This window comes from Membranihabitans maritimus (genome assembly GCF_021729145.1).
Taxonomy (GTDB): Bacteria; Bacteroidota; Bacteroidia; order Chitinophagales; family Saprospiraceae; genus Membranihabitans; species Membranihabitans maritimus.
Window position 1 is genome coordinate 1 of record NZ_JAJSLW010000032.1, and the last position, 15,031, is coordinate 15,031.

General features: G+C 37.4%; 10 protein-coding genes. 3 read left to right on the top strand and 7 right to left on the bottom strand.

The features are described 5' to 3' along the window. Positions 1-687: 687 nt before the first annotated feature. From LVD47_RS22370 to LVD47_RS22390, 5 genes are all read right to left on the bottom strand, one after another. The gene (locus tag LVD47_RS22370) at positions 688-1,242 is read right to left on the bottom strand and encodes an RNA polymerase sigma factor (protein WP_236980807.1); all 555 of its coding nucleotides are present in this window, start codon (positions 1,240-1,242) and stop codon (positions 688-690) included. 348 nt (positions 1,243-1,590) lie between these two features. Then, on the bottom strand, positions 1,591-3,309 hold the full coding sequence (locus tag LVD47_RS22375) for a RagB/SusD family nutrient uptake outer membrane protein (RefSeq protein WP_236980808.1): 1,719 nt from the start codon (positions 3,307-3,309) through the stop codon (positions 1,591-1,593). Between the two features lie 22 nt (positions 3,310-3,331). After that, positions 3,332-6,949: a SusC/RagA family TonB-linked outer membrane protein gene (locus LVD47_RS22380; protein WP_236980810.1), complete on the bottom strand. Its 3,618-nt coding sequence runs from the start codon at positions 6,947-6,949 to the stop codon at positions 3,332-3,334. 311 nt (positions 6,950-7,260) lie between these two features. Beyond that, positions 7,261-8,298, bottom strand: a complete 1,038-nt coding sequence (locus LVD47_RS22385) for a FecR family protein (protein WP_236980812.1) — start codon at positions 8,296-8,298, stop codon at positions 7,261-7,263. 449 nt (positions 8,299-8,747) lie between these two features. Next, entirely contained in the window at positions 8,748-9,617 is an 870-nt protein-coding gene (locus LVD47_RS22390) for a sigma-70 family RNA polymerase sigma factor (RefSeq protein ID WP_236980814.1), read from the bottom strand. A 197-nt stretch (positions 9,618-9,814) separates the two neighbouring features. On the opposite strand from LVD47_RS22390, the gene LVD47_RS22395 reads away from it, so the two are divergent. Continuing rightward, positions 9,815-10,189 carry an START-like domain-containing protein gene (locus LVD47_RS22395; protein ID WP_236980816.1) on the top strand — a complete coding sequence of 125 codons (375 nt, stop codon included), beginning with the start codon at positions 9,815-9,817 and terminating at the stop codon, positions 10,187-10,189. A 900-nt stretch (positions 10,190-11,089) separates the two neighbouring features. On the opposite strand, the gene LVD47_RS22400 is transcribed toward LVD47_RS22395, so the two are convergent. Continuing rightward, entirely contained in the window at positions 11,090-11,407 is a 318-nt protein-coding gene (locus tag LVD47_RS22400) for a 2Fe-2S iron-sulfur cluster-binding protein (RefSeq protein WP_255785394.1), read from the bottom strand. A gap of 69 nt (positions 11,408-11,476) precedes the next feature. On the opposite strand from LVD47_RS22400, the gene LVD47_RS22405 reads away from it, so the two are divergent. Both LVD47_RS22405 and LVD47_RS22410 read left to right on the top strand, forming a co-directional pair. Beyond that, positions 11,477-12,607, top strand: coding sequence for a DegT/DnrJ/EryC1/StrS family aminotransferase (locus LVD47_RS22405; protein ID WP_236980817.1), 1,131 nt, complete (start codon positions 11,477-11,479; stop codon positions 12,605-12,607). Positions 12,608-12,609: 2 nt separating this feature from the next. Further along, on the top strand, positions 12,610-13,869 hold the full coding sequence (locus LVD47_RS22410) for a DUF7033 domain-containing protein (RefSeq protein ID WP_236980819.1): 1,260 nt from the start codon (positions 12,610-12,612) through the stop codon (positions 13,867-13,869). A gap of 4 nt (positions 13,870-13,873) precedes the next feature. On the opposite strand, the gene LVD47_RS22415 is transcribed toward LVD47_RS22410, so the two are convergent. Continuing rightward, positions 13,874-14,971: a glycosyltransferase gene (locus LVD47_RS22415; protein WP_236980821.1), complete on the bottom strand. Its 1,098-nt coding sequence runs from the start codon at positions 14,969-14,971 to the stop codon at positions 13,874-13,876. Positions 14,972-15,031 lie beyond the last annotated feature (60 nt).

The following is a 15,031-nucleotide window of genomic DNA, read 5'->3' on the forward strand; positions in this document are numbered from 1 at the left end:
CTTGAGGGGGTCAATACTCCGGATTGACGGGGTCAGTATAAATCGGAACTAGGGGGTCAATACGACCGGATTATACACTTAATGGAAGCTTTGAAATACTTCCCCATTTCCACAACCACACAAGCAGAAGAAGACATTTTTAAAATCAACATCTCTTCAAAAGTGCAAGACTGAAATTCTGAAATCAAATTATTTGTCCGGTTGTGCCAAAGACACGATGTACGAATGATTTTAGTCGGCGGAGCCGTAAATTTCTATAAATATCAAAGACATTCCGCTGATGTCGATTTCTGAATCGACACCACTGAAGAAAACCTCAGGAATCTTGTCAATCTTTTCAAGGATATGGAATACGATATCGAAGAATTCCCTGTCCAAGTAAAGGAACAAAAACAATATATATCGATTAAATTTTCCCCGGGATAACTGAACCTCGAGCTAATTACAAAGTTTTCTCTTGGAAAATGTTTTGAAGAAGTAATAAGGGATAGCGTAAAAACTAAACTTGAAAAAATCGAAGTTCTCAAATGGAGTGTTCTCTCTTATGATGACCTCATTGATAGTAAAATCGGGTTGCAACGGCCAAAAGACCTGCTAGACATAAAAGAATAGGAAAGAATTCGCAATGAAAAAGGATAATCGACAGCGTGATGCAAGGATGAAACCATATCGTAAAATAACCCCACTCTACAGCCACCAAAACAATACCAGGACTACCATCCTGGCGACATAATAATGTGACATATATTCCCTGATAGACTTAATAGCTTTTACCATCTGCGAATTAACCGTTTGATAAGAAACACCCAAATATTCAGCAGTCTGGTGATAAGAAAGTCCTTTAACTTTACAAAGTTGATAAATTTCTCTTCTCCTGGGAGGAAGTGTATCAATAGCCCTGGCCAAATGCCCCTGTACTTCCATACCTTTCACGTTTTCCCATACATCATTGTTCGACTGAATCGCCTGGGCTTTGATCTCACTAAGAATTTCTTTTTCTTTTACGGTTCTACGCAATTTATTCAATGTATGGTTTCGGGTAATCGTAAATAGAAAACTTTGTAATTTCTTTTCATTGGAGTAATCAATGTCCATTTCGCATACTTTGACAAAAACATCCTGAACGATATCTTCTGCTATATGCGGGACTTTTACAAAGCTCAATGCAAAAGCATAAATCCTTTGTTCGTATGCTTCGTACAAATAGTGTAATTGTTGTATGTTCAGAGAGTCAGATTCCAAGAGTCAAATAATTTTCTTAATTACAACAAGATTGAAAATTGCTAGTAAAGTTCATTAAAACTTAATACTCAGCCATAGAATTTACTTTAACATTAGACCTGAAAAGGGTTCTAATATTATTAATAATTCTATTTTTAAGTATATAATTGTTGGTTAAAATAAGTAAAGCAAAATCCGTATTTAATCTTATCATATCTAAATTACGAATTTTTTTGAAAAGAATCATATATCAAAAAATAAAGAGCCATTCCTTAATAGATAAGAAACGGCCCTTTTTTATCAACCCCTCTATTAATTACTCTATTGTAGACTAATATAATGAATACTTTTCACAATAGAAATTTCTAGTTACCATCCCGGATTTTGATTAAGGCTTGAATTTAATGTCAGTTCATTGGTTGGAATGGGAAATAAATAATCCCGATTTTCATCAAATGAAAACCCACTTGGAATTACAGATTGATACCGGTCAATGTAATTATCTGCATCAACTGAAATTCCACTAATTTGATCTTCAATTTCAGGAAATGAAACCCCTTCCACAAATTTAGCCCCTTTCAATCGACTTCCCTGGAACACATGAGCTGCTTTCCATCTCATTAAATCATCAAGCCTAAACCCTTCAAAAGCCAGCTCTACCCTTCTTTCTCTTCGGATTTCATTGATAATAGGTGACAATGATGGAAAATCCCAATCAGGATCTGTAAAACCGACTTCCAGAGTAAGGTCGGGCATACCAGCCCGTTGCCTGAGCAGGTTAATTGAGCGATCCAAATCTTCCTGGGTAAGCGTTCCCAATTCAGCTTTTGCTTCTGCAAAGTTCAACAAAGCTTCTGCATATCGAAACACCATACCATCCACTTCCCCGTATCGGTCAGTGGAGGACCCTGTGTTTTGATTTGGGTCCGTTGTGGAACCTTTTCTAACCATGTATCCGGTGGTAGACATATCTGTAGCACCTTTTTCCAGCGGCGGCGTATTGAACACAACCGGAGGACTTGAATTAATGGACACTTGTCCGGGAGTCCACATGGATTGATTCAGGCGTGGGTCCCTATTTTCTACTACCTGAGAGAGTGTCTGGTCACCTTCATATACAGTACTTACACTGATAGGCATTCCATTTATATCCAGATACGTCTGTACCATAGATTTTGTAATCCCGGTTCCTCTTCCTCTCAAACCGTTTAAATAAGTCCATGCCCAGGTTCCCAGATCTTGTGAAGGATCTACTGTTTCAATTAATAAAGCCTCACTTATACCAGACAGGTCATCCATACCAAATAAATTAAAATAATCATTTGCAGGATCACCCGTAGAAAATAATTGGACATTTTCATTAGAGACCAATTGTTCAGAAGCTTCTGCAGCCAAATTCAAATATTTCTCTCCATTTGAACCTTCTACTCCAAAAACTGTCCCAGCATGGTATTTTTCCCAGGTTCCTTCATAAAGGCAAATACGAGACTTGAACAGTAAAGCACTTTCCTTATTCAATCGTGTAGCTCCGATTTCATCAATACTCTTTAATAAAGAAATGGCCTGGTCCAGGTCTTCCACGATATTATCAACGATGACATTCCTCTGTTCTCTGGGTGCATACAGCCCTTCGGAATCAATATTCAAAACTTCATCATACCAGGGCACATTCCCAAATCGCTTGACTTTATCAAAATAAAGCATAGCCCTGAAAAATAGTCCTTCCCCCATAAAGTGATCGATATCAGCCTGATTACCTTCGGTAACATTTTGTGCATTCTCAAGAAAATAATTTACTTCCCTTATATCAGCCCAGCCCCATCCACCGCCGGTAGCTGGTATAGAACGACTTCCATTCAGTAAGTCGTCGGGTGAAATAGGCATCATATTGTCACTATTATTATCATTATTGGAGTATTCTACATTCCCTCTCAGCATAGGATAGAAGCTATTAATGTACAACTCCATATCTGTAGGTGATGTCCAAAACGTTTTTTCAGTTATCTCATCAAGAGGTGTTTTGTCCAGGACACTGTGGCAGGAAGTTAATAATACACCTGCCATTATATATATAATTAAAGATTTCATCTGTCTAAAATTTGTTGTTAAGTTAAAATTGTACTCGCAGTCCAAAGCTTATGGTTCTTGCCAAAGGATATGCCCGGCTATCACCAATTCTTCCCGATCCGGTAACATCGGAAATTTCCGGATCGAAATTTTCCCAGAGATTGGTAAATGTCATCAAATTTTCTCCAGAAGCATACAGTCGAAGTCCCTTGACAGCCGGAACTGATGTCAATAAACGGCCAGGGATTGTATACCCAAGACTTAGATTCTTTAATCGCAAATAAGCGGCATTTTGTAAATACCTGGTTGAGGTAGCCCGATCCTTTCCAAATCCATTTCGTCCCCCGGCTTCAAGGGGCAGTGGTAAATAACCATTAGGGTTATCCTCAGACCAAAAATCTAAAACAGCTTCAGTTACATTGGAATGCCCCCGACTATTCCATCCCCAGAATAGCGTCGCGTAACTACTCGGCATATAATCTTTTTTACCAACTCCCTGAAATAGAACATCTAGGGAAAACCCTTTCCACGCTATACCACCATTGATGGAATATCTATATCGGGGTTGGCTATTGCCTATAATTTTTCGGTCGCCTGGGTTGTTTACTGTATTATCTCCAATATTAACAGCACCGTCCCCATTTACATCCAGGTATTTCACATCCCCCGGTTGCCAACCCGATCCAAAGTAAGAAAGGTCTACATTGGTAAGATAATCTTCCACTTCACCAGTTGTCTGGAATAAATCTTCCGCTTCAAAGCCCCAAATCTCCCCGATTTCTTTTCCGACATACCAGTCACTTATTACCTTGTTGGGATTGTGGTATTCTGTAATGACTGACCTGTTATCCGAAAGGAGCACATTAACATTATAATTAAAGTCTCCAATCCCGTCTCTCCAGCCGAGTGTCAGCTCCCACCCATTGGTCTTTAACGATGCACTATTGGTTTGGGGCGGGCTTGTTCCCAATACAGCCGGTAAAGCACCGGATGGCCCAAACATATTATCCGTTTGTCTTTCATAAATGTCAAAAGTCGTTGTCAACCTACTACCAAGAAAGGCTAAATCGAGTCCCAGATTTTTGGTTACCGAAGTCTCCCAGGTAATATCAGGACTGACAATACCGGGAATTCCTGCATAATTTGGCCGTGTACCATCTACTATCCATCCAAGCCTGTTACTAATGGGGATATTTGATAAATAGAGGTAGCTACTTACATTCTGATTCCCTAATTTCCCATACGATAATCTGACCTTTAATTGATCCATAAAACTCCCCAAGGAAGATTCCCAGAAGTTTTCACGATGTACATTATAACCGACGGAGGCGGACGGAAAAAAACCAAAACGATCTCCATCCTCAAATTTTGATGACCCGTCGTACCTTCCATTAAATTCAAACAGGTACTTCTCCTTGTAATTATAAGAAAACCGCCCAAAATACCCAAGTGTGCTCCAGGTATCAATAGGGTTATTAGGACCAATGACATCCCCTATCGCAATATCAAGGGAGTTTAACTGATCAGCTATTACATCTCGTTTGGAAGCTACCACTTGAAAATAATCATTTTCTTCCTGTTGATATCCCAGTAATACATTTATATTATGATCATTCAAAAAGTTCTTTGAGTAATCAGCATAAATATTGAAAGATTGGTAGTCCGTCTTTCTGATATCTTTGGTGATTTGATTATTATTAGCCTGATAGGTAATAGAAGGTCTTCCATCCGGTCCGGTCAGCGACCATTTTTTGTAATTCAGTGTTCGGTCATAAAAGATTTTCTTGAACGAATAATCCCCCTTGATGGAGAAGTCTTTTGTCAATGTCAGTTCCGACCTGAAGCTGGTAACAAAATTATTCTCATTATAGGCATTAAACCCATTATTTTCCAACCATCCGGGAAGCAACGCCAATTGTTCTTCTACCAAAACATTGCCTTCATCATCTAAAACTTGTGGGGTTTTGTACGGAGCCAGGGGTGAAAACCTCATAGCATCGTGATATAATCTTCCTCTACTCCCTCCTTCCAGGGTAGCCGGAAAACTGTTATTTTCCTGATAAAACCGAGTGTTATTAGAAACACTCAACCAATCTGTTATTTGTGCCGTAATAAAACCATCAATATTATACCGCTTAAAGCTTTCATTTTCATCTCCGTAGTCCAAAGCCCCTTCGTCTTCAAAGAAACTACCCGCCAGGTGATAGGATATACTTTCACTTCCTCCACTCGCACTTATGTCGTGTTTGTGTGCAAACTCTTTGTCCTTGAATATGATGTCCCACCAATTGGATTCAGCAAACCCCGTATACCACCCGTTGGAAGTACCGGATTGGATTCCCAGCCATTGGTTGGGATTATTGGGATCAGCTTCTGTTTGATAGGATATTTGCCCGGTAGAAAACTGGCGGATTTTTTCCATTTGATCTGCACCTATAGCTACCTGACCACTGAAATTCTGACTTGCAGTATTCAATACATCTGCATAGGTAATTGAATTTACAAAGTCCGGTACAAATATTCTTTTTTTAGATCGAAAACTATTCGAATAGCTTATTGAGAAATCCTGGTTATTACCTCCCTTTTTAGTCTCTACAAGGATTACACCAAAAGCTGCCTGGGCCCCATATATAGCCGTTGAAGCAGCATCTTTAAGGACAGATATACTTTCTATATCATTGGCATTCAACGCCGAAAGTTCAGATGGGGAAGAGCGTACTCCATTAATCAAAATATAAGGACTGGAATTAGATAATGAACCCGTTCCACGAATATTTATATTCATTTCTGCATCTGCAGCTCCACCTGTTGCATTGACATCAACATTGAGGTTGGGAGCCAAACCTTGTAATGCCTGAGTTGCCGTATTTACAGACCTCATCTCGATTTCATCGGAATTAATTTCAGAAACAGCCCCAGTCATATTAATTTTTTTCTGGGTACCATACCCCACGACTACTACTTCTTCCAGTAATTCAGAGTCGGTTGTCAAAATTACAGTGATGTCAGATCTACCTCCTACCTCAACTTCCTGTGCTTCGTATCCAACATAAGAAATTACTAACGTCGCATTATCCTCCACATTAATTATGCTGAATCCACCATCAAAATCCGTCGTTGTTCCTGAAGTAGTGCCTTTTACGCTCACTGATGCCCCGATCAGGGGTTCATTGGCTTCATCCAGCACTACACCTTTCAAGGTATCTACTAAAACCCAATTTCTGAACGTGGAGATCAATTTTTGCACCCCTATCTCCCTTACTCTCTTTTCAATCTTCTCCTGTTCATTACTTTTCAGATTTGTATTTGTCCTCAGATTTCTTAAATCTGAATTGTTGGCATCAGGAACATTGTAAACAGCTACCATACCATCGATCAGATTGAAGTCAAGGCCTAAACGATCAGTTAGATTTTCTAGCACTTCACCTAAATTCCCATTACTGACATCTAATTCCGCTATGGACATTTCTCCTATCGGACTGGCAAATGAAAAAGTAAAATCTGTGCTCGCTTCAATCTCTTCGAACACATCTTTTAATAATGCGTTTTTGAATTTCAAATTTACCTCGTAATCATCTAAAGACTGGGAAACACCATCGTTAGCTAGCAAAAGCCCGGTCATTGTCATAAGAGCAACCATTGTCAAAAATGATATGCGCATAACCACCCAAAAATTGTGAATTAAACATTTTTTTGTAACATTGTACATTGGTTCAATTTTTAATTAGTAATCGATATTTCTAAAAAAAACTTTGAGCTAATCGCGGAAGTACCTCCAATACTTCCGCTCTTATTTTAATACCCATGCCAATTGGTTTTGACCACTTTCTGGAGCTGAAAAATGCCAACCTATCTTAAGAAAGACTTGATGGGACCATCCATTCCTGTGCTTTCCACTGCAAGATCTGCCATATTTCCCAGCCCGGGTTTCCGACAAAACCAAACTGCAAAAGGTATAATTGCTCTTTTTATTTATTCATTGGTTCGAATTTTATAAGATTTTGAATCATTGGTATCTCGATTTATTTCAACTTTCGCTATTAATTCCAAAACCGCGGATATTGACGACCATTCAGCATTCTGAGGTTTAAAAGTTATTCTTCTATTCGACAGCTCGGAATCTTCAAATTCTATATTGAGGTTATATACCTTTTCCAGTTCACGAATAATTGTTCCTAAAGTCTCGTCTTCGAAGCTCAATGCTTCGGACCTCCATTCATCGACTTCCGCGATAAATTGTTCTTTTTTATTTACCTTAAATTCCCCCTTATTATAGAGGAGTTCATCCCCCGGCAATAACAAAAATTCTTCAGCAGACAATACGCTGTTAACTTTTACTTCTCCGGAAGTAACCAATACTTTTTCTCCGGAATCATCTCCATAGGAAAAAACGTCAAAAGAGGTTCCCAATACTTGTATCCGCAAATTTGTCGTATTTACAATAAAGCTCTTGGAGGTATCCCGGACTACATCAAAAAAACCGTGTCCTTTTAATTCAACTAACCGAACAGAATCTCCGAAATTATTAGCATAAGAAATCTGACTATTTCTATTGAGCCATACCGTACTTCCATCCTTCATGCTAACCCTCTTAATTCGTACATCAGTATTTACTATCGTATTCTCTACCTCATCCGTATGATTGAAAAAATATAACCAGCCAAAGGATATTATTACCAATACAGAAGCTGCCATCATCACCAATCGTCTGTAACCATTCCTGTTACCAGATTTTAAATCGGAATTTCTTCCACTGCTAATAATTAGCTCTTCGCTCCTTGATTTCAAATATTCATCCTTAATACCATTTATATATTGGGGATTTCGCCACCTGTCTTCCATGACATATTCCCATTCTTTTGTATATTTCTTATTCTCCAGTATGTCAATCACCCGCTCCCATTCTTCCTCAGAACACTGGTTATTTACAAATTTGTATATTAACTGTATGATATCGCGATTAAACTTCCCCATAGTTAATAAGTGATACAATCGGGATGAAATATACATTTACCCGAAGGTGGATTTTTTTTTGATGATTAAAAAAATTAATACAGGAATAAGGTATTTGGTTACTAGGAAAATCAGAAAATACCATAGGAGATGTAACCATAGTGTAGCAATGAAACTTTATAAAAAAATCAATTAATATAATTTCTACTTCAGAGTAAAAATTAAACCTTTTCAACTTACTGGAATTTATGTGAAGCGATACCCATGATGTTGTCTTTAGTTCAAAATATTGACTAATACAATGGCTTCAACGAACGCCAGGAATTGCATTACTGCTGATTACTTCCACACCCCGTAGACTCATTAGGTTAACAAAAAAAGTGCTTCGTCACATGGATCGAAAGGCATTTTTTAAAAGATTAGATTCAATAACTTACAAACAAAAAAAGGGTTTACCTAATAGTCAATAGATATACCCTTCTAATTTCTTCTTCGTTAATAAGTTATTAACTACCCAAATAATGTTTGAGTAATTTACTCCTTGAAGCCGATCTCAATTTATTTATCGCTTTGTCTTTTATCTGCCGCACTCGCTCACGGGTCAGACCAAATTTATCTCCGATGTCTTCCAGTGACATGGGGTGTTCAACCCCAATCCCAAAGTAAAGTTTCACTACATCACATTGTCTTTCCGTCAAGGTATTCAAAGACCTTTCTATTTCACGTTGTAAAGACTCATTGTATTCGAGGGATTTATCAGTAGAATTGATATTGTCATTCTCCAATACATCCAAAAGGGAATTGTCTTCACCGTCTACGAACGGAGCATCCATCGAAACGTGTCGTGCTGCTACTCCTAATGTCTTCTCTACTTCATCAGCCTGGATTTCTAATTGTTCGGCCAACTCCTCTGAAGAAGGCTCTCTTTCGAACTCCTGTTCTAATTCAGAAAATGCCCGATTAATTTTGTTCAGTGATCCTACTTTATTAAGGGGCAATCGAACAATTCTCGATTGTTCTGCCAGCGCTTGCAAAATAGATTGTCTAATCCACCACACAGCATAAGAAATAAACTTAAACCCCCTGGTTTCGTCAAACCTTTTCGCGGCCTTTATCAACCCCAGATTTCCTTCATTAATTAAATCACTTAATGACAATCCCTGGTTTTGGTATTGTTTTGCGACTGAGACAACGAATCTTAGGTTTGCTTTTGTCAGTTTTTCCAATGCCTCCTGATCACCTTGTTTAATTCTTTTGGCCAAATCAACCTCTTCTTCAGGAGTCAATAAGTCTACTTTTCCTATTTCTTGCAAATACTTCTCTAGCGATTGACTCTCGCGATTGGTTATGGATTTGGTGATCTTTAACTGCCTCATGTATAAATTTTCTAATCAACTAATTCGTTAAAAAATATGCAAAGGTACGAAATCGTATCTTTAATTCATAGTAACTAACTACTATAAAATGGAAATGTTTATAACACAAATTTAGTTCCAATCTTTAAAAAAGGATGAAATAATTTGGTTATATCAATAAATTAATTTTTCTTTTGCCTCAATTAAAACAACCTGCAATGGAAAGAGTTTCATTTGATATAGAGTTTTTATTTAAAGCTTCGCCTACAATACTTTACAAATTCCTGACGACCCCATCTTGTTTAGTCCGATGGTTTTGTGATGCTGTTGATATAACCGGGGACCTCTATACTTTCGAATGGAGCGGATTTGAAGAGACCGCATACATGATCGATGATATCGAAGACGAACGCGTAAGATTTCACTGGGAAGAGTACCCCGATGAGTTTTTTGAATTCCGAATTGATATATCCCCGGTAACCAATGAGACCATTTTGACAATTACCGATTATTGCGATGATGATGAAGTCGATGAGCAAAAAGAATTGTGGGAGTCCCAAATATCCAAATTGCGAAGAGAAACCGGAGGATAAATTCTACTATTCCATAGATCTCTGATAACATCAAGTTTCCTATTCCGATTGTGTAATTGGCAATTAATCCGGGAAACTATTACCAATTTTCAAGCGAAAGTGTTTTCAATTGGGCGTTGAAGAATTCTTTTTTGATTGATGAGTTTTGAATTTAAACCAGCGTAAATTTATTGTCAAACGAATTAGATCCGGCTTTAAATGCAGGGAAATCAATATATACCGATGTTTGTCTCATCATGACTCAAACAATAATCTAAGTATAAAAGACACAAAAGAATATTGGCAATTTATAATTACAATGTTTTGTTTGGGACTTAATCATTCCATGTATTATTGAATCCTTCGATCAACTACCCATAAAACTACATTGATTTAGAAAATTCACACAACCGGTCATTACGTAATTGGCCACCAATTTATCTTTGTATTCAAGTAATCATAGATGATCCTGGCAGGTGAAACAGAAAAGAATTTCGCTATCAATTCAAAATTCTCCAAACATTCGTCCGACTTCTTATCAACAAAACCTTCTAGCTAGTTATATTCACCGATTATATCCAGGCTTTGCGATGTCCCAATTTCAGCCAGTTATAGTAATATAATTTCAGCCTCGTTTTCACCAACTATCAAAATCTTTGAAATGCCAAATTCAGCTATTCTCTAATCCCGGATATTGAACGTCCTACAAGAATTCCAATATCCAATAAATTTGCTCTCCCGTATTTGGTTCATTTCATCTTATACTTCTATAGATAAAATACCGTAAATAATATTTAGTTCACATGAATGGTCGCCACCTTGATTTATTGGTCAAAAATATTCCAAGGAAGGTCTTAATTAATAGTATCATTTCAATAATTAATGCCCCAAAAGAAAAAGATTGAATAAATTGAGGAGAATCTACTCTGCTTCAGGAGCTAGTTTAACAACCAATCCATCCAGTGAATCCGTCATCTTTATTTGACATCCGAGTCGGCTGTTATCTTCAACAAAAAATGCCTGATCCAACATATCTTCCTCAGCATCCTGAATCTCGGGGAGTTCAGTATCACTTTCAACATAGACATGACAGGTTGAGCACAACGCCATGCCTCCACAAGTTCCTTTCACCGGTAATTCACTGGCTTTACAAACTTCCATTAAATTCAATCCCATATCTGTAGGAACCTCAACATTATGTTTATTATCTTCGCGATCAATTATTGTTATTTCTATCATTTCAGTGATTTTCGAATGCAAATATATATAATGCAATTCCAATTTGAGAAACGAAACAAAACATAAGTTATGAAAAACCTGCAAATGGTTGATTTAAAGGGCCAGTATCTGCCTATCCAAGACGAAATTGATACCCTTATTCGGGATTGTATCGATTCTACCCAGTTTATAAACGGCCCCCAGGTCCGATCTTTTGAAAATCACCTGTCTGAATTTTTAGGGGTAAAACACGTCATTGGTTGTGCCAATGGGACGGATGCTCTCCAGATAGCGATTATGGCCGCTAACCTCCCAAAAGGTTCCGAAATCATTGTACCCGATTTTACATTTATTGCTACGGCGGAAGTGGTATCCTTACTCGGATATATTCCGGTATTTGCTGATGTAGACTATAACCATTTCAATATTTCCCCCAAAAGCATTGAATCGGCAGTTTCTGCAAAAACCAGTGCGATCCTTCCCGTTCACTTATTTGGCCAATCCTGCAATATGGAACTAATAGTCAAAATTGCGGAAAAATATAACTTAAAAATTATAGAGGACAATGCCCAGGCAATTGGTGCTTCTTTTTTATGGGCCAATGGGGATAAACAAAAACTAGGTACCATTGGGGATATTGGATGTACTTCTTTTTTCCCATCAAAAAATCTCGGTGCTTATGGTGATGGAGGTGCTATTTTTACTAATAATGATGAACTGGCCCATAAAATAAGAATATTATGTAACCACGGAATGGAAACCCGGTATTATCATGATGAAATTGGGGTTAATTCAAGACTGGATAGCATACAGGCCTGTGTATTAGAAGTTAAATTGAAATATTTACCTTCTTATAACCAGGCAAGATATGATGCAGCATCTCTATACAAACAGATGCTAAAAGATGTTGATGAAATAGTACTCCCTGAGGAATCAAAATATTCAGATCACGTTTATCATCAGTTTACGTTAAAAATAACCAACGGGCAAAGGGATCAATTGAAAACATACCTGGATGAACAGGGCATCCCATCAGGTGTATATTATCCCGTACCACTTCACAAACAAAAAGCTTTTGCGAAAAATCCGTCTCGTACATCCGATTGTAAGCACTCCATACAACTATCAAAAGAGGTAATATCCCTTCCTATGCATACAGAGCTCAATGAAGAAATGATTCGATTTATCACCGGTAAAATTATTGATTTCTTTCAAAAATAAAAATGGCAGATTGTACAGTACCCGATAATATTAAAATAAACCTGCCTGACCGGCTGAAGAATATTGCGGCGTATATGTGGTCATTATTCTGTGAGAGTACCTCGGCAGACTCATTGGTAGAAAAAGAGGATTTTGAGTTTACAATAGAAGCTTCGGGCTCTTTTCCAATTACGAGTACTTTTGAACTTTTGTTAGATAATAACATTGAGGAGGTAGCCAGGATATATAACTTACCCGACGGATTGGATACTTTTGCCAAAAATGATCCAGTCGCCTGTTGCTTTTACCTGATCAACAGCCTTCACGAACGCCTTTTACCGAAATGTAAACTGGATAAATTCGGGAGATATCCTTATAAGGAATCCATTCAGTTTAAAAATAATATTATTGAGCTCAACTATTGCCAGAATATTTTCAATTCAATATTTAAGCAAATATTTCAACAAGAAGTCCCCCTGATAAAGAGTAAAATTTTTTGGTCGCATGACATTGATTACCTGTTTAGCGCCTGGAAATCGGGAATAATTCAGTCAATAAGAAACCGGAAATTTACCCAAATACCAAAACATATAATTAATCGCTTGTTTTCCCATCATAATTGGGATAATCTTGATGAGATCCTTAAGTTGGAAAAGAAATTTAATATTCCTTCTGTATTTTTCTTCCTTACGGAGTCTGGCAAGTTTCATTTAGTCAATGGTCACATTGATCATGCTGACTACGCGATCGGTTCACTATCTATGGTACGAAGAATTCACGCAATCCATACTAACGGATCTTTAGTAGGTCTTCACAAAAGCGCTTTTCCTCTATCCTACCGGGAAGAAATTAACAAATTCAATTTACCCATTTATGGGAATAGAAATCATTTTCTAAAATTCCATATAAATGACCACTACCAACAAATAGAAAAGGCCGGGTTACAATATGATGCTTCCCTGGGATTTGCAGAACACTATGGATTCCGTAACTCCTTCGGCCGACCGTTTCGACCGTATAATTTAACTAAAAATAAACCGCATAGTTTTATAGAATATCCCCTTCACCTTATGGATGCCACCTTTACAGAATATTTGGGTAATTCTACAGAATCGATGCTCATAAAAATGAAGCAATGGATAACCTCCCATAATACCCAATGCGTAATCAGTCTTTTACTTCACAATTCCCATATGAATTTGTGGAGGACAGGACAAAAATCTTTATGGGAAACATTCTATAGGGAAGTGGATAACATGGGGCTTGAAAGTTTTCTCCCTTAAACCCTTAGGCATTGGTGATATAATCTTCGAACTGTTTGAATGTTTTTTCAAATTGAAATTTTTCCAGGGATTTATGTCGACCCGCTTTCCCCATAGACATTCTTATGGTAGGATTTTCAGCCAACCGTAACACCTTTTCTGTAAATTCATCCAAATCAGGATATTCAACCAAATATCCCGAGATATTATTGACAACAATTTCAGGATTACTGGTAATATCAAATGCCACAACTGGTTTTGAGCATTGCATGGCTTCTACCAAAACATATCCAAAACCTTCCCACTCCGAAGTGAGAAGAAATATATCAATTGATTTCATAAAGCCAACAATATCATCTACAAAACCAAGCAAAATTACATCGTTCTCCAGGTTATATCGTGAAATCTCTTCTTCAAGCCGCTGTCTAAGGGAGCCTGCTCCAGCAATAAATATGGTAAACGGTAAATTTCTATTACGCAGTTTTCTGGCAATTTCGATCAAGTATATCTGACCTTTTTGTTCTACCAGTCTTCCGGCGTTACCCAAAATAACCCCTTTCCCCTTTTCTTGAATTATTGCCATCTCTCTCAATCCCTGTCCATTCTCTGGTATTGATTTTATACCATTGTAAATTACTTTAATTTTATCCGGAGAAAGGCCCCCTGACAAATTCTTAAGGATGGTTCTTTTAGTTTCTTCTGAATTGGCATTAATATGAGTAATGCATTTTTGCAAAAGGAAACGATTGAGAAAGTTGTTGTTAATGGGGATGGCCAATCCCCTTCGATAGATTCTCTTTCCCACCTTTGCAAGGTATGACGAAAGTCCCCCTAACTTAAAATCCCGCGAAGCAGAGAAAATGACTATATCAATTTTATTATTTTTGAAAAAACGTATTAGTTTATACAATTTCAAAGGATTAAGAAATGACAAATTTCCCACATTATTCATATAGTATGTGGGTATATTATTTCTTTCAGCTCTTTTTCCCAGTATCGATTTTTGGTTACAAATAAGAAATACTTTATACCCTTTATTTTGTAGTCCAGTAGCATAATCCAAATAAAATTTCTCTCCTCCACCCCAAAACTTCACGGTATTTATGAAACAAATATTTTTCATAGCCTATTGTTACCTGGTTTCAGGACATCTGAAATATACATTCTTCTTAATTCACCCCTG